The 17,781-nt window shown below is 74.6% G+C and carries 16 protein-coding genes; 15 read left to right on the forward strand and 1 reads right to left on the reverse strand.

The features are described from left to right. The first annotated feature begins 116 nt into the window (after nt 1–116). The 12 genes from AB0J08_RS07495 to AB0J08_RS07550 all read left to right on the forward strand — a co-directional run bounded on the left by AB0J08_RS07495 (nt 117) and on the right by AB0J08_RS07550 (nt 12,024). Nucleotides 117–1,553: a fatty acid--CoA ligase family protein gene (locus AB0J08_RS07495; RefSeq protein WP_360628404.1), complete on the forward strand. Its 1,437-nt coding sequence runs from the start codon at nt 117–119 to the stop codon at nt 1,551–1,553. Nucleotides 1,554–1,730: 177 nt separating this feature from the next. Then, nucleotides 1,731–2,000 carry an acyl carrier protein gene (locus tag AB0J08_RS07500; RefSeq protein ID WP_360628407.1) on the forward strand — a complete coding sequence of 90 codons (270 nt, stop codon included), beginning with the start codon at nt 1,731–1,733 and terminating at the stop codon, nt 1,998–2,000. After that, on the forward strand, nt 1,997–2,287 hold the full coding sequence (locus tag AB0J08_RS07505) for an acyl carrier protein (RefSeq protein ID WP_360628410.1): 291 nt from the start codon (nt 1,997–1,999) through the stop codon (nt 2,285–2,287). Before AB0J08_RS07500 ends, AB0J08_RS07505 begins: the two co-directional genes overlap by 4 nt. Next, entirely contained in the window at nt 2,284–3,465 is a 1,182-nt protein-coding gene (locus tag AB0J08_RS07510; RefSeq protein WP_360628413.1) for a beta-ketoacyl synthase N-terminal-like domain-containing protein, read from the forward strand. Before AB0J08_RS07505 ends, AB0J08_RS07510 begins: the two co-directional genes overlap by 4 nt. Continuing rightward, the gene (locus tag AB0J08_RS07515) at nt 3,462–3,962 is read left to right on the forward strand and encodes a beta-ketoacyl synthase N-terminal-like domain-containing protein (RefSeq protein WP_360628416.1); all 501 of its coding nucleotides are present in this window, start codon (nt 3,462–3,464) and stop codon (nt 3,960–3,962) included. Before AB0J08_RS07510 ends, AB0J08_RS07515 begins: the two co-directional genes overlap by 4 nt. Nucleotides 3,963–4,094: 132 nt before the next feature. Beyond that, entirely contained in the window at nt 4,095–5,714 is a 1,620-nt protein-coding gene (locus AB0J08_RS07520) for a class I adenylate-forming enzyme family protein (RefSeq protein WP_360628419.1), read from the forward strand. Further along, nucleotides 5,711–6,976 carry a beta-ketoacyl-[acyl-carrier-protein] synthase family protein gene (locus AB0J08_RS07525; protein WP_360628422.1) on the forward strand — a complete coding sequence of 422 codons (1,266 nt, stop codon included), beginning with the start codon at nt 5,711–5,713 and terminating at the stop codon, nt 6,974–6,976. The genes AB0J08_RS07520 and AB0J08_RS07525 overlap by 4 nt, the downstream gene beginning before the upstream one ends. 132 nt (nt 6,977–7,108) lie before the next feature. Then, entirely contained in the window at nt 7,109–8,197 is a 1,089-nt protein-coding gene (locus AB0J08_RS07530; protein ID WP_360628425.1) for a VOC family protein, read from the forward strand. A gap of 32 nt (nt 8,198–8,229) precedes the next feature. Further along, nucleotides 8,230–9,144 carry a phytanoyl-CoA dioxygenase family protein gene (locus AB0J08_RS07535; protein WP_360628428.1) on the forward strand — a complete coding sequence of 305 codons (915 nt, stop codon included), beginning with the start codon at nt 8,230–8,232 and terminating at the stop codon, nt 9,142–9,144. Next, on the forward strand, nt 9,141–10,175 hold the full coding sequence (locus AB0J08_RS07540; protein ID WP_360628431.1) for a thiamine pyrophosphate-dependent dehydrogenase E1 component subunit alpha: 1,035 nt from the start codon (nt 9,141–9,143) through the stop codon (nt 10,173–10,175). The genes AB0J08_RS07535 and AB0J08_RS07540 overlap by 4 nt, the downstream gene beginning before the upstream one ends. Further along, entirely contained in the window at nt 10,172–11,134 is a 963-nt protein-coding gene (locus tag AB0J08_RS07545; protein ID WP_360628434.1) for a transketolase C-terminal domain-containing protein, read from the forward strand. The genes AB0J08_RS07540 and AB0J08_RS07545 overlap by 4 nt, the downstream gene beginning before the upstream one ends. Nucleotides 11,135–11,232: 98 nt before the next feature. Beyond that, nucleotides 11,233–12,024 (forward strand): DUF3050 domain-containing protein, encoded by a 792-nt coding sequence (locus tag AB0J08_RS07550; RefSeq protein ID WP_360628437.1) that lies wholly within the window; start codon nt 11,233–11,235, stop codon nt 12,022–12,024. Between the two features lie 125 nt (nt 12,025–12,149). Here AB0J08_RS07550 and AB0J08_RS07555 read toward each other — a convergent pair whose 3' ends face one another. Beyond that, a complete protein-coding gene (locus tag AB0J08_RS07555; protein ID WP_360628440.1) occupies nt 12,150–13,499 on the reverse strand; it encodes an acyltransferase in 1,350 nt (449 codons plus the stop codon). A 227-nt stretch (nt 13,500–13,726) separates the two neighbouring features. On the opposite strand from AB0J08_RS07555, the gene AB0J08_RS07560 reads away from it, so the two are divergent. The 3 genes from AB0J08_RS07560 to AB0J08_RS07570 all read left to right on the forward strand — a co-directional run bounded on the left by AB0J08_RS07560 (nt 13,727) and on the right by AB0J08_RS07570 (nt 17,769). Continuing rightward, a complete protein-coding gene (locus tag AB0J08_RS07560; protein ID WP_360628443.1) occupies nt 13,727–16,090 on the forward strand; it encodes an FHA domain-containing protein in 2,364 nt (787 codons plus the stop codon). 24 nt (nt 16,091–16,114) lie between these two features. Further along, nucleotides 16,115–16,696 (forward strand): hypothetical protein, encoded by a 582-nt coding sequence (locus AB0J08_RS07565; RefSeq protein ID WP_360628446.1) that lies wholly within the window; start codon nt 16,115–16,117, stop codon nt 16,694–16,696. Nucleotides 16,697–16,788: 92 nt separating this feature from the next. Beyond that, the gene (locus AB0J08_RS07570) at nt 16,789–17,769 is read left to right on the forward strand and encodes a serine/threonine-protein kinase (RefSeq protein ID WP_360628588.1); all 981 of its coding nucleotides are present in this window, start codon (nt 16,789–16,791) and stop codon (nt 17,767–17,769) included. Nucleotides 17,770–17,781 lie beyond the last annotated feature (12 nt).

Raw genomic sequence — 17,781 nt, forward strand, 5'->3', positions numbered from 1 at the left:
GCCGGATTGGTATAGACCTTGATTTGACCAAACGTCTGTGCAAAAGTCTGGCAACGGAATTGACCGTATTGGTTGAGAACGGCGTCCATGTCAAATCTCCTCTGTGTGGAGTGGCGTTGACCGGCATTTCCCTCTCTTCACTTCCGCCCTCTTCACCGCCGCACGCCGACGCCCCGGACGACTGGGTGGCCCGGTTCCTGCTGGCCGGTCCGGAGGGCGAGGAGTGCCTGCGCTTCGGCACACCCGTCGACCGCGCCACCCTGCGCGCGCTGGTCGACGGGCAGGCCGCACGGCTGGCCGCGGCCGGCCTCGGCCCGGGCGGCACGGCGGCGTTGCGGCTGCCGCCCTCCCTGGGCTTCGTCGCCGTGCTGCTCGCCTGCTGGCAGCTGCGCGCCCAAGTGGCGCTGCTGGACCACCGGCTGACCGACCACGAGATCGACCGCGCGGTCGAACGGCTGGCCCCGCAGGTGCTGGTAGGGTCCGAACACCGGCCCTCGGCGGCGCTGCGCGGCTTCTCCGAGATCGAACCGGTGGCCGTCCGACTACCGGGCGGGCGGCCGGCCCGGACCGGCCACGCGCTGGTCCAGCTCAGCTCCGGGTCCACCGGCCCGGCCAAGGTCATCGCCCGTACCGCCGGCGATCTGATCCGCGAACTCGGCTGCTACCGGCGGCTGGTGGACTTCCCCGGGGAGGGCGAGCGGGTGGTCCTGCTCTCCTCGGTGGTGCATGTGCTCGGGCTGGTCGGCGGACTACTGAACAGCCTGCACGCCCGCGCACCGCTGACCATGCCGGAGCGGATGACGGTGGCGGGCATTCTGGCCGCCGTCGCCGACGAGGACGAACGGCCCACCACCGTGATCGGCGTCCCCTTCCACGCCGAACTGCTGGCCGGTGCGGCCGCGCCCCCGGCGCTGCCGCGCCTGCGCCGGATGGTGGTGGCCGGGGAACTGGTCCGCCCGGGCCTGCCGGCCGCCTTCACCGCCCGGTACGGCGTGCCGCTGGGCACCATGTACGGGATGACCGAGCTCGGCGTCATCGCCACCGACCTGGACGGCAGACTGCACCCTGCGAAGCTTCCCGTGCACGGCATGGAACTTCGCCTGGTGGCAGGCGAGTTGCAACTGAGGACGGCCACCTCGCCGTACCCGGGGCTGGACGACCCGACCCGCTGGTCCGACGGCTGGCTGCACACCCGCGACGCCGCCGAGCTGGACCGGGCCACCGGACTGGTCACCGTCCTCGGCCGACTGGACTCCCAGGTCTCGATCGGCGGACTGAAGGTGGACCTCACCGAGGTCGAACTGGTCCTGGCCGCTCTGCCGCAGGTCCGCGAGGCCGTCGTGGTCTTCGACCAGGGCGCCATCGAGGCGTACCTCGCCGCCGACGAGGACGCCGACCAGGCGCTGGTCCGGGACGGGCTGGCCCGGCAGCTCGCCGCCTACAAGCGGCCCCGCCGGCTGGCCTTCCTCCACCAACTCCCGCGCACCGCCACCGGAAAGCTGCTGCGTGACCCGGCCGCCCTGCGGGCGACCGCCGCCGACCAGACCCGCTGAACCGCACGGACCCGTTGAACCGCCGCACCGACCCGCTGAACCGCTCAACCGCCCCGCCCCGCCCCGCCCCGCCGGCCGAACAGACCGCCGTACCCGGACCGCCGCCTTCGAACCGACGTGTCCCCTCCTCCCCCGACGATCCGCGCGCCGCAGCGTGCGCGAGTACAGGAGCCCACCATGCAGGACCGCATCCGCGAGTTCGTCCTCGCCGCGCTGACCGAGATGCAGTACGACGTCTCCGAGGTCACCGGCGACACCGACCTCGGCCCGGCCGGGCTCGACCTGGAGTCGCTCGCCCTGGCCGACCTCTCGGTGCAGGTCGAGGACGAGTTCGGGATCAAGTTCGACTTCGACGAGATGGAGAGCACCGCGCTGATGACGCTCGACGAGTTCACCGGCGACGTCGCCAAGCGCATCGCCGCCGCCACCGCGGGCAGCCCGGCGTGACCGAGCCCGTCCTCCCCGACCGGGCCGAGGTCCTGGCGATACTGGCGGCGTTCGGGCAGCGCGCCGCCGGCACCGTCCCCGAGGAGCTCGGATCCCTCGAACTCACCTGGCTGATAGCGGAGTTCGAGCAGCGCTACGGCATCGAGCCGGACCTCGACGACGAACGCTTCGAGGCGATCCGGACGGTGGACGACGCCGTCGAGGTGCTCCGCACGGCCGTCCTCGCGGCGGCCGGCGACCCCGGGGGCACCGCAGCGGCGCAGACCGCAGGGGTCGCGCAGTCATGACCGGCCATGCCCCGCCCGCCGTCCGGCCCGTGGTCACCGGCGTCGGCGTGCTCAGCGCCGCCGGCACCGGGCTCGACGCACTCGTCGACGCGGCCGCCCACGGCAAGACCGCCTTCACCACGGTGACCAGGTTCGACGTCTCCGCGCGCCGGACCACCCGGGCCGCGCTGCTGGCCGAGCCGGTACCGCTCGCCGGCGCCGTCCTCACCGCCGTGGACCAGGCCTGCCGCCAGGCCGGCCTGCCCACCACCGGCGACACGGGTGGCGAGGACGGCGACCGCCGGGCGACCGACCGGGGCCACCGGCCCACCACCGCCCCGGACGGCACGCCCGTCCTGCTCGCCCTGCACAGTGACCTGAACACCCGGGCCGTCACCGCCGCCGTGGCCGCCGGGGCGGCCGCCGCCTGGGACATCGCGGGCGTCACCCGCGTCTACACCGGCGCCTGCGTCGCCGCCGGCACCGCCGTGGCCGACGCCGCCGCCCTGGTGGCCTCCGGCCGCCACCACCGGGTGCTGGTCGCCGCCGGCCATCTGGTGGAGCCGGGCGTCTTCGCCGCCTTCGACGCCGGCCGGGCACTGGCCCGCGACGGCGAGCTGCGCCCGTTCAGCGCCGGACGGACCGGCACACTGCTCGGCGACGCGGCCGCCGCCGTGATCGTCGAGGCCGAGCCGCAGGCCGAACGGCGCGGCGCGCCGGTGCTCGCCCGGCTGGCCGGCTGGGGCCGGGCCGGCGACGCCCACCACGTCTGCCGCCCGGAGCCGACCGGCGACGGCGTGGCCCGGGCCGTCGTGGCCGCGCTCGCCCGGGGCGGCGTCGCGCCGGCCGAGGTCGGCTACGTCAACGCCAACGGCACCGGCTCGCCCCTGGCCGACCGGGCCGAGGCGAGCGCGCTGCACCGGGTGTTCGGCGCCCACACCGGGCGGTTGCCGGTGAGCTCCAGCAAGGCCGTCCACGGCCATGCCCTGGAAGCCTCCGCACTGCTCGAACTCGCCGTCACCATCGGCGCGCTGCGCGACGGTCGGCTGCCGGTGAACGCCGGCTGGCTCGGCCCGGACCCGGACGTCGGACTGGACCTCGTCCTGGACGGCCCACGCACCGGCCGGCCGCGCTACGCGCTGACGCTCAACTCCGCGTTCGGCGGCGCCAACACCGCACTCCTGGTGGCGGCCCGGTGACCGGGCTGCGCGTCCTCGCCGAAGCCCGCTGGCCGGAGCCGGGCCGCCACGACCCGCTCCCGCCGATCCCCGGCTTCACCACCTCCTCCTTCAATCCCCTGGTGGCCGAGACCGCCGAGCGCTGCCTGCGCGCCCACCACGGCACCGCTCCGGCCCCCGGCCGGACCGCCCTGCTGCTGGCCAGCGCCGGCGGCGACCGGGCCACCGCGCGCGCCATCGACGAGGCCGCCGCCTCCGGGCAGCGGGTGCCGCCGCTGCTCTTCTTCCAGTCCAATCCGAACGCCGTGCTCGGACACATCGCCGCCCGTTGGGGCCTGACCGGCCCGGTGGTGGCGATCAGCCCGGCCGACGCCGTACCGGGCCGGGTGCCGCAGGACGCGCTCGACCTCGCGGCGCTGCTCCTCGCGGACGGCGACGCCGACCAGGTCCTCGTCATCGCCGCCGAGCAGGCCGACGGCACCGACCGGGCCGCCGCCGTCCTGGTCACGGCCGGCTGACCCGCGCAGCCCGGTCACCCGCACCCACCGACCTCGCACGCCCCACCGCCTCCGCGTTCCCCGCACGCCGGACGGCGCCATCCGCCGTGCCCCGCCGAAGTACGCCCAGCACCATGGGAGGGATTCACCACAGTGAGCATCCGCAGTATCCGCACCCTTCTCGCGGACGACCCCGACGTCGGCGCCGGCAACGTCCTCACCAGCCGGCTGGCCCTCGGCCTCGGTCTGGACGAGCCGCTGCTGACCTTCGACACCCCGGTGGACGACCACGCCGCCTGGCAGGCCTTCACCCTGCGCGAGCTCGACCGGGCCGTCCGGGCCCGGGCCGCGGCCCTGCACGGCCTCGGCGTCACCCGCCGCGACCCGGTGGTGGTCTACGCGACGGACGCCGCCGACCACGTGCTCTCCTTCCTCGCACTGGCCCGGCTCGGCGCGATCCCGGCGCTGCTGAACCCGAACGTGGACGGCGAGCGCGCCGCCCGCTACATCGCCCGGCTCGGCGCCGTCGGCATCCTCGCCGACGCCGCGCACCTGGCCGCCCTGGCCGGCCACGACCCCGGCGCCCCGCTGTTCCCGGAGATCGGCACGCTCGGCGCGGGCGACCCGGACGCCGCCCCCGCGCCCTACCGCCACTGGTCCGGTGACCCGGTGGCGATCACGCACTCCTCCGGCACCACCGGGATGCCCAAGGCCGTGGTCCACTCGCACGCCGGCCTGTACGCGGCCATCCGTCACCGCCTGCGCCTGCCCCGCCCGCAGGGCCAGGAGCGGATGCTCAGCGCGCTGCCCGCGCCGCACGCCGCCACCCTGATCGCCGTCAACCTCGCGCTCAGCTCGCACACCCGGCTCGACCTGCTCTCCCGGCAGTCCGGCGCGGGCGTGCTGGAGGCCATCGAGAGCCGGCGGCCCACCGGCGTGATCGGCTTCGCCGCCACCTGGGCCGAACTGGCCCACCACGACCTCGCCGAGCGGGAGTTGTCCTCCGTCGCGCTCTGGTGGAACACCGGGGACTGCGCGCACGAGGTGCACATCCGCCGGCTGATCGCCACCGGCAGCCGCGAGTCCGTCACCCGCGAGGGCCGGGTCCGGCTGCCCGGTTCGCTCTTCGTGGACGGTCTCGGCTCCACCGAGATGGGCCACTCGCACTTCTTCATCACGCACGGCCCGGGCACCGAGCGGTACGGCCGCTGTGTCGGCCGCCCGCACGCCTTCGTCGACTGCGAGGTGGTCGGCCCGGACGGCGAGCCGCTCGGCCCCGGCGAGGTCGGCGAACTCGCCACCTCCTCCCCCACCCTGGCGCTCGGCTACTGGAACGACTCGGCGACCACCTTCCGCACCCGGATCCGCGGCCGCTTCCTCACCGGCGACTTGATGTACCGGGACGAGGAGGGCTACTACTACCACGTCGACCGGGCCGTCGACTCAGTCGAACTGGGCGACGGCAAGCGGCTGTTCACCGCCATGTCGGAGGAGCGGGTGCTGGCCGCCTGCCCCGGTGTGGCGGACTGCACGGTCGTCGCCGTCCGGGACGGCGAGCGCGTGGTCACCGACGTCCTGCTGCTCCTGACCGCCGACGCCGATCCGGCCGAGGACCACACCGAGGCGGTCACGGCCGCCCTCGACGAGGCCGCGGCGGCCACCGTCCGCCAGGTCCTGGTGGTGACGGGCGAAGACATCCCGCTCGGGCCGACCGGCAAGGTCCGCAAGGTGCTGCTGCGTCAGCGCTACCTCGACTCGGTGGCCGCCCGATGAGCGCGGCCGCCGGCCGCCCGGGAGCCGTGGTCACCGGCATCGGCCTGGTCACGCCGGTGGGCCGGAAGCCGGTCGAGGTCTTCGAGGCGCTCACCGCCGGCCGCTCCGGCATCCGCGCGCTGCCCGAGGGCCACGCCGCGCACGGCTGGCTCACCTCCGCCGGCCTGGCACCCGCCGTGGACGGCCGCGAGGTGCTGCCTCCGACCGAGACCAGGTGCGTGGACCGGTTCGTCCTGCTCGCCCTCGCCGCCGCCGACGACGCGCTCGCCGACGCCGGCCTGGTGGTCGGGCGGGACGCCGACCCGCACCGCACCGCCGTCGTGCTGGCCACCGGCGGTGGCGGGCTGGAGACCTTCGAACAGCAGTCGCACCGGCGGCTGGAGCGCGGCCGGCCCGGCGTCAGCCCGTATCTGCTGCCCGGCATGCTCTCCAACATGGCCACCGCCCGGATCGCCATCAAACACGGGATCCGCGGCTTCAGTTCGGCGATCGTGACGGCCTGCGCGGCCGGCGCCCAGGCCGTCGCCGAGGGGCTGCGGCTGATTCGGGCCGGCGACGCCGACGTGGTGGTCTGCGGCGGCAGTGAGTCCTCGCTGCACCCGACGATCGCCGCAGCCTTCACCAACGCCCGGGCACTGTCAGCGGGTTGGGAGGATCCGACGCAGGCCAGCCGGCCCTTCGACGCCCGCCGCAACGGCTTCGTGCTCGGCGAGGGCAGCGCCGTCCTGGTCCTGGAGCGGGCCGAGCACGCGGACGCCCGCGGCGCGGCCGGCTACGCCGACCTGACCGGCTGGGGCGCCTCCACCGACGCCCACCACCCGACCATGCCCCGCCCGGACGGCTCGGGCGCGGCCGACGCGATGCGCGCCGCGATCGCCAACGCCGGCCTGACGCCGGCCGACATCGGCTACGTCAACGCGCACGGCACCGGCACCAAGCTGGGCGACGTCGCCGAGAGCGCCGCCCTGCGCGCCGTCTTCGGCGAGCAGGGGCCGGCGGTCAGCTCGACCAAGGGGGCGACCGGCCATCTGCTGGGCGCCGCAGGGGCGTTGGAGGCAGCGGTGACCGCACTCGCGGTGGCCCGGGGGACGCTGCCCCCGACGCTCAATCTGACCGATCCCGACCCGGCCTGCGCGCTGGACCACGTGCGCGGCGCGGCCCGGCCCGCGCCGCCGGGCGCGGCGCTGAGCAACGCCTTCGCCTTCGGCGGCCACAACCTCAGCCTGGTCTTCGGCCCGGCGTCCACCCGGTCCGCCAAGTAGCGGGCCGGCCGCCGGGGTTCGCGCCCCGGCCTGCCACGCGGCACCCCGCCGGGGCTCGGCCCGGCCCGCCGGGATGCCCGGGCCGGGCCGAGCCCCGGCCACCCATCATTCGCCACCCCCGGGGAGAACCCGTTGTCCATCCAGTCCATCACCCACGTCGAGTTCCACTGCGCGGACGCCGACAAGACCGCGGCCGGCCTCTGCGCCGACTTCGGCTTCGTCCTTGAGGAACAGACCCGCGAGGACCAGACCCGCGAGGGCCAGACCTGCGGGGACCACACCCGCGAGGACCACACCTGCGGGGCACTCACCTCCACCGGCCCCGGCGCCGGCCCGCACGGCGTGCGCACCGTCCGGCTGCGCCAGGCCGGCATCCGGCTGCACCTCGTCTCCGCCGCCGACCCCGCCCACCCGGTCGCCCGGTTCGTGGCCGCGCACGGCGACGGCATCGGGGTGATCGCGCTCGGCTGCACCGACCCGCAGGCCGCGCTGGAGCGCGCCGAGCGGCACGGCGCCCGCGTCCTGGACCGGGCCGGCGGGCTGGTGGCCGGGTTCGGCGACGTCGCCCTGCGGTTCGTCGCCGACACCAAGGCGGACCCCGCACCCGCGCAGCCCGCCACCGGCGCCCTGCTGGACGCCCTCGACCACGCCGCGATCTGCGTCCCGGCCGGGGAGCTCGCCCCCGCCGTCAGGTTCTGCGAGGCCGCGCTCGGTCTCCACCGGATCTTCGGCGAGTACATCGAGGTCGGCGAGCAGGCGATGGACTCCAGCGTGGTGCAGAGCGCCTCCGGCGAGGTCACCTTCACCCTCATCGAGCCCGACACCACGCGCCGGCCCGGTCAGATCGACACCTTCCTGGCCGACAACGAGGGCGCGGGCGTCCAGCACCTGGCCTTCCGTACCGGTGACATCGCCACCGCCGTACGCACCATCCGCGACCGCGGGGTGGAGTTCCTCACCACCCCGGGCGCCTACTACGACGCGCTCGCCGAGCGGTTCGGCACGACGGCCATCCCGGTCGACACGCTGCGCGAACTCGACGTGCTGGTCGACCAGGACCACGGCGGGCAGCTGTTCCAGATCTTCCTCCGCTCGACCCACCCGCGCCGCACCTACTTCCTGGAGCTGATCGAGCGCCAGGGCGCGGGCACCTTCGGCACCGCCAACATCAAGGCCCTGTACGAGGCCGTCGAGCGGCAGAACGCCACCGCCTCGGTCTGAGCAACTCCCGCCCCGCAGAAGGAGGCCACGGCATGACCACCGCACCCGAGTTCCGACTGACCGACGCCGAGCGCGCGCTGCTGCCCACCCCCGAGGAGGTGGCCGGTTACCTCGAACACGGCTGGTACCTCTCCCGCCGGCTGTTCAGCGACGAGGAGCTGGACACCCTGCAGGCCGCCACCGAGAAGTACTACGAGGGCCACCGGGACCGCGAACTGCCCGTCCGTCCGCCGAACCTCGCCGCCTGGGAGCCCGCGCACGGTCCGGTCCAGCGGCACAACGACTACGTGCACTACGAGAGCGACGCCATCGGCGCGATCCTGCGCAAGCCCCTGCTGGGCGCCGTCGCCGCACTGCTGGCCGAGGCCGAGGAGATCCGGGTCTTCCAGGCGACGCTGATCTACAAGCCGCCGGTGCCCGAGGAGCCGACCAACCAGGTGCCCTGGCACTTCGACAAGCACTACTGGCAGACGTCCAGCTCCGACCGGATGCTCACCGCCTTCCTCCCGTTCCACGACTGCCGGGAGGAGAACGGCACCATCACCATGATCGACGGCAGCCACCGCTGGCGCGAGCTGGACTCCGGCGAGGACTCCACCCGCCACTTCGCCCACCGCGACCGCTCCGAGCTGGAGTCGATCCTGACCGCCAACGCGCACCACAACGGGCAGCAGGTGCGCAAGGTCCCGATCGAGATCCCGCGCGGGCACGTCAGCTTCCACCACTGCCGCACCTACCACGGCAGCGGCGCCAACCTCTCCGACGCCCCGCGCCGCGCCGTCTCGCTCCACCTCCAGGACGGGGCGAACGAGTACCGCCGCCACCTCAGGCCGGACGGCGGCACCGTGGTCTACAACCACGACGTGGTGGTCCGCCGCACCGCCGACGGCCGACCGGACTACGCCGACCCGGAGATCTGCCCGACGCTCTGGCGGGGCACCCCGTGACGGCGGCGGCCGGCGCCGCCACGGACGACCCGACGGCGCGGGGCGGCACCGGGACGGCGGCGCTCGGCACGCCCGCACAGCGGTACCGGATGCTGCGGCTGATCCGCGGTTTCGAGGAGCTGGCGCTCGGCCTGGTGAAGTCCGGGGTGATCACCGGCGGCATCCACCCCTACATCGGCCAGGAGGCGGTCGCGGTCGGCGTCTGCGCCGCACTGGACCCGGGCGACCGCCTCACCTCCACCCACCGCGGGCACGGCCATGTGCTCGCCCGGGGCGTCGACCCCTGCCGGCTGCTCGCCGAACTGGCGGGCCGCGTCGACGGGTTGAACCGCGGCCGGGGCGGCTCGATGCACGCCGCCGACCTCTCGCTGGGCATCCTGGGCGCCAACGGCATCGTCGGCGCCGGTGCACCGATCGCGGTCGGCGCCGCCTGGGCCGCCCGGCAGGCCGGCGACGGCCGGGTGGCGGTCTCCTTCTTCGGCGACGGCGCGCTCAACCAGGGCGTGCTGCTGGAGTCGCTCAACCTGGCCGCGATGTGGCGGCTGCCGGTGGTCTTCGTCTGCGAGAACAACGGCTACGCGACCACGCTGCCCGCCGCCACCGCCGTCGCGGGCACCGCCGTCGGCCGGGCGGCCGCCTTCGGCATCCCCGCCGTCACCGTCGACGGGATGGACACCGAGGCCGTCCGGACCGCGACCGAGGAGGCCGTCGCCCGGGCGCGGGCGGGCGGCGGCCCGGGGTTCCTGGAGTGCCGCACCTACCGTTTCGAGGGCCACCACACCATGGAGCGCCGGATGAAGCTGCGCTACCGCACCCCGGAGGAGGTGGCCGACTGGCGGGCCCGCGACCCGCTTCCGCGCGCCGCCGCGGCGATCGGCGAGGCCGCCGCCACCGCACTCGACGTGGCGGTGGCGGCCGACCTGGCGGAGGCTGAGCGATTCGCGCTCGCATCCGAACTCCCGGACCCGGAGGGCGCGTTGGACTACCTGTACGCCGATGGACGGCGACCGCGGGCGGGGGCGACGCGGTGACCCGGCTCTCCTACACCAAGGCGCTCAACCGGGCCCTGGCCGACGAGTTGACCGACGATCCCGAGGTCTGCGTGTTCGGCGAGGACATCGGCGCCGGCCTGGCCGGACCGACCCTCGGGCTGCTCGACCGGTTCGGGCCGGAGCGGATCGTCGACACCCCGCTCTCCGAGCAGGCCTTCACCGCGATGGCGATCGGCGCGGCCCTGGCCGGGCGGCGGCCGGTGATCGAGTTCCAGATCCCCTCCCTGCTGTTCCTCGTCTTCGAGCAACTCGTCAACCAGGCCCACAAGTTCTCCCTGATGACCGGAGGCCAGGCGGGCGTCCCGCTGACCTGTGTCGTCCCCGGCTCGGGCTCCCGGGACGGCTGGGCGGGCCAGCACTCCGACCACCCGTACAGCCTGTTCGCGCACGCCGGGGTGAAGACCGTGGTGCCCGCCACCCCGACCGACGCGTACGGCCTGCTGCGCTCCGCCGTGCGCGACCCGGATCCGGTGGTGGTGTTCGCGCCGGCCGCCGCGCTGGCGGTGCGCGAGACCGTCACCTGGGCGCTGGAGCCGATCCCGCTCGGCTCGGCGCGCGTGCACCGGGCCGGCACCGACGTCACCCTGGTCGCCGTCGGCCACCTGGTGCACGACGCGCTGGCGGTCGCGGAGGAGCTCGCCGACGAGATCTCGGTCGAGGTACTGGACCCTCGCACGCTGCACCCCTTCGACTGGGCGGCACTCGCCGCCTCGTTGGAGCGCACCGGCCGGCTGGTGGTGGTCGACGACTCCAACCGCAGCTGCGGCATCGGCGCCGAGGTGCTGGCGACCGCCGCGGAGGAGATGCGGCTGATCGCCCCGCCCCGCCGGATCACCCGCCCCGACGGCGCGGTCCTGCCCTTCGCCCCCGCCCTCGACCGCGCCCTCCAGCCCGGCCGGGAGCAGCTGCGGGCCGCCCTGCGCGCCGTCATGAAGTAGGTCCCGTCCGGCCACCAAGTAGCCCGGCAGCTGCGCGACCCCTGTCCGGAGCGCACCCGTCGTGGCAGACTCCCGTTCCCCCCGTGAAGGAGCTTCACATGTCCAACGACCGTTACCACTGGGACCGTTCGCACCCCGGCCTGACCGGCCTGCAGGAGGCGATCGACCCGCTGCGCCGCGAGGTCGTCGGCCACACCGTCTACGGCGGCCTGACCAGCATCGGCCACGTGCGCACCTTCCTGGACCGGCACGTCTTCGCCGTCTGGGACTTCATGTCGCTGCTGAAGAGCCTGCAGCGCGAGCTGACCTGCGTCGACGTGCCCTGGGTCCCGAACGGGCCGACCGCCAGCCGCCGGCTGATCAACGACATCGTGCTGGTGGAGGAGAGCGACGAGCTCGGCGAGGGCTACACCAGCCACTTCGAGCTGTACGTCGAGGGCATGCGGCAGGCCGGCGCCGACCCGGCCCCGGTCGAGGCCTTCTTGGAGCTGCTGCGGGCGGGCACCCCGGTACCCGAGGCGCTGAAGACCGCCGGGGTGCCGCAGGCCGCCGTCGACTTCACGGCGACCACCTGGGAGATCATCGAGAACGCGCCGGTGCACTGCCGCGCGGCCGCGTTCGCCTTCGGCCGCGAGGACCTCATCCCCGAGATGTTCGCCCAGGTCATCGAGATCGACGACCCGGACGGCGCGCTCACCGTCTTCAAGGACTACCTGGCCCGGCACATCGAGGTGGACGGCGAGCAGCACACCCCGATGGCGATGCAGATGCTGATCGACCTCTGCGGCGAGGACGACGCCAAGTGGACCGCGTGTGCGGAGACCGTCCGGCTCGCGCTCAAGGCCCGGGTGCAGCTCTGGACGGCGATCGAGGAGGCCTTCCCGGCCTGACCGGCACCACCGCCCGATCGGGGGGGGAGACGGCCCGTTGGCCCTCTCCCCCATCGGCGTTGACACCCTGGGGCCGGCGTCCCGGGGAAGGTGCCCCGAGGACCGGTGTCGCGAGAGCCGGTGCCTCAGAGCACCTTCGGCACCGCGGCGACCAGCGCGGGCAGCACGTCGGCCGGGTCGCGGAAGCGGTGCAGCGCCGCCCGCCCCTCGGCGCCGCGCAGCCTGGCGGCCAACCGCGCCGGGAGCACCGCCGTGGTGAGCGAGCCGGCCCCGTGGAAGCCCTCGACCGTCCAGGAGACCCACGGCAGCGGATAGTTGGCGGCCGGGCTGAAGAACACCGGCCGGTGCCCCTGGAAGGAGATCTCGTACGCGCCGAACCGGCTCCAGTTGGAGAAGCTGAACCGACGGTCCTCCGGGTCGAAGCCGAGCGGTACGCAGTCGCGCAGCCGGGACCGCCCGATCGCCTCCAGGAAGCGGAGGTTGGAGCGGAGGTTGAGGTGCTCGCCCGCGAAGCCGTCCAGCGCCGCCCGGAGCGCGGCCGCCAGGGCCGGTGCCCCGTCCTGCGGTGCGTGCGGCAGGTGGACGTCCCCCAGCAGGTTGCCGACCAGGGTGGGCGGCAGGCCGAGCGGGCGGCGCGCGTTGACCGGGACGGTCAGCCAGCGGGTCCCGCCGTCCTCGTCCAACGCCCTGACGGTAGCGACGACATGGGCGCAGAGCACGTCGCCGGCGGAGAGTCTTCGGCCCGCCCGCGCACTGAACTCCGCCCGCATCCGGTCGATCTCGGCTTCGCCGAAGTACAGCTGGACGGTCCGGTTGGCGCGTGGCCCGGCCGCCACCGCGCGGGCCAGCACGGCGGCCTCGGCCGGACCGGGCAGCCGGAACCCGGGCCGCCCGCAGTCCTCGGCGGGCAGCACCTTGTCCAACAACGCGTCCTGGTCCTCGACGAGTTCGGCCTCGGGCAGCTCCTCACCCTCCACCGCGGCGGACCAGGCCCGCATCAGCAGCATGAAGCTCTGCAGGTCCCCGATCGCATGGTGCCAGGAGCAGCCGAGCACCGTACCGCCGGCCGAGGGGCGGGTGATCCGGACGGTGAGCAGCGGGACGCCGCCGGCCCGGGCGGCCGGGGCGTCCACCGGGTCGACCAGGGCGGCGCCGGCCGAGGTGACCCGGCCCATCGCCTCCGCGAGCGTCCCGTCGACGTCGTACCTGTCCACCGGCACACCGGAGTCGTCGCAGACGGCGGTCAACTCCTCGCCGACGGTGCGCAGTCGGCCGGCGAAGACCGGGACCCGCGCCAGGGCCCGGGCGAGGCCGGCGGCGAGCCGGTCCTCGTCGAGGGTCTGCTCGAAGAAGAGGACCACCGAGACCGAGAGGTCGGCAAGCATGGTGTCCATCAGCCCGCAGCGCAGGAGGGTCCCCGGGGCCCGGCCGGCCCGGACGAGCCGGGAGTCGCGCAACTGCGGCCAGGGGCTCATCGGTCCATCCAGGGGCTCGCGGGGGCGGTCCGGATCGTTCCGGACGACGGGGCAACCGCTCCGGACGATGAGGCAGCGGCTCCGGACGATGGGGCAAACGATAGGGCAGCGGCCCGGTCCGGATCCAGTGGTCCAGTCCACTTACCTGTGCCGGTCAGCCGCCGGGGCCGCACCGGAGGGGACGCACCGGAAAGCCGGGGCGCCCCGGCCGGGCTAGAATCCGAATCATGGGAGAGCGCGCAGGCGCGCCCGTCGCGCCGCCTCTGGTACTCGTCACCGACGGGGATTCGCAGCTGATCGACCCCGGTCGGTCGTACCACGTCGGCCGCGACCCGACCAGCGAGATCGTCCTCGACGACCCGCGGGTCTCCTGGCACCACGCGGTGCTGCACGCCAGTGACGGCCACTGGCTGCTGGATGACGTCGGCAGCACCAACGGCACCTTCACGGACGGCCGCCGGATCGAGCACGAGGACATCAGCCCCGGTACCCGGCTGCGGTTCGGCAGCCCCGCCGACGGCCCGTCCGCGACCTTCGCCGGGCTGCCCGCGGCGGCCGGCGAGCGGCCGTCGCTGATCGCCCCGCAGGCCTCCGGCGTGTTCCGGCAGCCCAGTGCGATCATCCGGCTGCCGGGCCGGACGATGCGGATCGGCCGGGCCGACGACAACGACCTCGTCCTGGACGACCTGGTGGTCTCCCGCCACCACGCCGAACTGCGCACCCTCCCCGACGGCGGCCACGAGATCGTCGACCTCGGCAGCCACAACGGCACCTACCTCAACGGCCGCCCGGTGCACCAGGCTCCGGTCGGCCCGGCCGACATCGTCGGCATCGGCCACTCCGCGTTCTGCCTGTCCGGTGACGAGCTGGTCGAGTACACCGACACCGGCGAGATCTCGCTCGACGTCCAGGACCTGGTCGTCCGGGTCGGCCCCGACCACCGGGTGCTGCTGGACGGCGTCGGCTTCCCGCTCGCCGAGAAGGCCCTGCTCGCGGTGGCCGGCCCGAGCGGCGCCGGCAAGTCGACCCTGCTCAACGCCCTCACCGGACTGCGCCCCGCCGACGAGGGCACCGTCCTGTACGACGGGCGCGACCTCTACCGGGACTACGCCGAACTGCGCCGCCGGATCGGCCTGGTGCCGCAGGACGACATCCTGCACACCCAGCTCAGCGTCCGCCGCGCGCTCTCCTACGCGGCCGAACTCCGCTTCCCCGGCGACACCACCAAGGGCGAGCGCGAGGCCCGGGTCGACGAGGTGATCCACGAACTCGGCCTGGACAGCCGGGCCGACCTGGTGATCTCCAGCCTCTCCGGCGGTCAGCGCAAGCGCGTCAGCGTCGCCCTGGAACTGCTCACCAAGCCCTCGCTGCTGTTCCTGGACGAACCGACCTCCGGGCTGGACCCGGGCATGGAGCGCTCGGTGATGACGATGCTGCGCGGCCTGGCCGACGACGGCCGCACGGTCGTCGTGGTCACCCACAGCGTGCTGAGCCTGTCCGTCTGCGACCGGCTGCTGGTGCTGGCCCCGGGCGGCCGGACCGCGTACTACGGCCCGCCGGGCGAGGCCCTGGCCTACTTCGGCTACACCGAATGGCCGGAGGCCTTCGAGGCGTTCGAGAACGAGGACCACGCCACCTGGCAGCGCCGCTACCGCGAGTCCCCGCAGTACCAGCGGTACGTGGCGGCCGGCGCGGTGCAGGGCGTCCCGGCCGCACGCCCGGCCGCGGCCGCCGGCAGCCCGTTCGGACCGGAGAAGCCGCAGGGCTGGTTCTCCCAGCTGTCCACCCTGGTGCGCCGCTACACCGCCGTGCTGGCGGCCGACCGGCTCTTCCTCACCGTGATGATCGCCCTGCCGTTCATCATCGGTGTGATGTGCCGGGCGATGGCGGGCTCCCGGATCTCCCCCGACAACGCCATCAACGTGGTGCTCACCCTCTGCATCGGCGGCCTGCTCACCGGCTCCGCCAACGCGGTGCGCGAGATCGTCAAGGAACGTCCGATCTACCAGCGAGAACGGGTGGTCGGGCTCTCCAGATCGGCGTACCTGGTCTCCAAGGTGGTGGTGCTGGGCACGATCACGGTGGCCCAGGCGGCCGTGCTGACCACCGTCGGCCTGGCCGGGGTGGACCTCAGCCCGACGCTGCCCACCGGGCTGCAGGTGCACAGTGGCGTCGTGCTGCCGCCGCTGATCGAGCTGATCCTGGCGGTCGCGATGCTCTCCTTCTCGGCGATGATGCTCGGCCTGCTGGTCTCGGCGCTGGTCCGCAAGGAGGAGGCCACCATGCCGATGCTGGTGCTCCTCTCGGTGGTGCAGATCGTCTTCAGCGGCGCCATGCTGAAGCTGCACGGGGTGCCCGGCCTGGAGCAGTTCGCCTGGCTGGTGCCGTCGCGCTGGGGTCTGGCCGCGATGGCCCAGACCGTCGACCTGCACACGGTGTTCCCGACCGCCATCACCGCGGATCCGCTGTTCCGCCCCGGCCGCACCAGCTGGCTGCGCTGCCTGGGCATCCTGGTGGGCCTCGCGGTGGTGCTGGGCGGCGCCGTGCTGGCACTGCTGCGCCGACAGGAGCCGGCGATCATGCGGAAGTGAACCGCCCCCCGATGGACGGAGCCCATGGACGAATTCGCGTTCCGCCCGACCCATGTGGCCCCGCCCGACGGGATGGCCACCTGGGCGGCCCCGGACCCGGCGCAGCCGTCGGCCCGGCTGGACCCGCTGCTGCCCGTCCGGCTGATCGGCCTGCAGGGCGACTGGGGGCACGTGCTCTGCTCCAACGGGTGGACCACCTGGGTGGACGGCCGGCTGCTGATCAACCTCCCCGGCGCGCCGCCGGACGCCACCGGCCCGCCGGCCCGGACGGCCGACCCCAGGCCGGCGCTGGCCGAGGCCGAGGGCGCGCTGGCCCGCTACCGGGCGCTGCTGGAGGACCTCGCCGCCGGCAGCGCCGACCTGGAGACCTTCCGGGACCGGGCCCGTGGCCTGCGGATCGGGCTGGTCGTCGACGGCGAGGCGCTCTGGCTGTTCGACCAGGTGCACGACCGCTGGTGCTACTGCGACGGCCTCCAGTTGCAGACGTACGCGGCCCCCGGGCGGCCGAAGGCCACCCCCGGCGCGGCAGCCGGCGCGGCGCCCCGCCCGGCGGCGCCCGGCCCGGGCGCGGGCGACTACGAGCAGACCCGGACGGGTGAGCCGTGATCCCCCCGGACCGGCCCGGCGGCGGGGAGCCCACCGAGCAGCCGGCACCGCCCGACGGGCGCACGACGGAGGCCCCGGGCCTGCCGTCCGGCATGGTCGGCCGGCGGGTGGCCGGCTACCGGCTGGAGGCGGAGATCGGGCGGGGCGGCATGGCCGTCGTCTACCGCGCGAAGGACCTGCGGCTGGGCCGGACGGTCGCGGTGAAGCTGCTGGCCCCCGAGCTCGCCCGCAACGAGGTGTTCCGGCAGCGGTTCATCCACGAGTCGGAGGCCGCCGCCGCGATCGACCACCCGCACATCATCCCGGTCTTCGAGGCGGGCGAGGCCGACGGCATCCTGTTCATCGCGATGCGCTTCGTCAAGGGCGGCGACCTGCGCGGCCTGATGAACCGGGGCGGCGCGTTCCCGGTCGAGCGGGCGGCCCGGCTGGCCCTGCAGATCGGCTCCGCGCTGGACGCCGCGCACGACCACGACCTGGTCCACCGGGACGTCAAGCCCGGCAACGTGCTGGTCGCCGCGGGGACGGACAGCGAACACCCGGAGCACCTCTACCTGGCGGACTTCGGCCTCACCAAGAAGTCGCTCTCGCTCAGCGGTCTGACCAACGTCGGCCAGATCGTCGGCACCCTGGACTACGCGGCGCCCGAGCAGATCTCCGGGCGGCCGCTGGACGGCCGCTGCGACCAGTACAGCCTGGGGTGCGTCGTCTTCGAGATGCTCGCCGGGACGCCGCCGTTCCGCCGGGAGAGTGATCTCGCCCTGCTCTGGGCCCACCTCAACGACCCGCCGCCGACGCTGCGCGACCACCGCCCCGACCTGTCCACCGGGGTGGACGAGGTGGTGGGCCGGGCGCTCGCCAAATCGCCCGAACAGCGGTACACCAGCTGCCTGCAGTTCGTGGCCGAGCTGCGCGCCGCCACCGCCGACGCCCCGGGCCGCGCCGCCGCGTGGCAGGGCGGCGGACCGCCCACCCAGGCGCTTTCGGCCGTCGGCCCGGGCGCGCCGGGCGCCTCGCCCGCCGTCCCAGAGCCGCCGCTCTGGGCGGCCCCGGTCGTCTTCCCCCGGGCGCGGTGAGGCGCCGGCCGG

It is taken from the genome of Kitasatospora sp. NPDC050463 (assembly GCF_040655255.1).
Lineage (GTDB): Bacteria > Actinomycetota > Actinomycetes > Streptomycetales > Streptomycetaceae > Kitasatospora.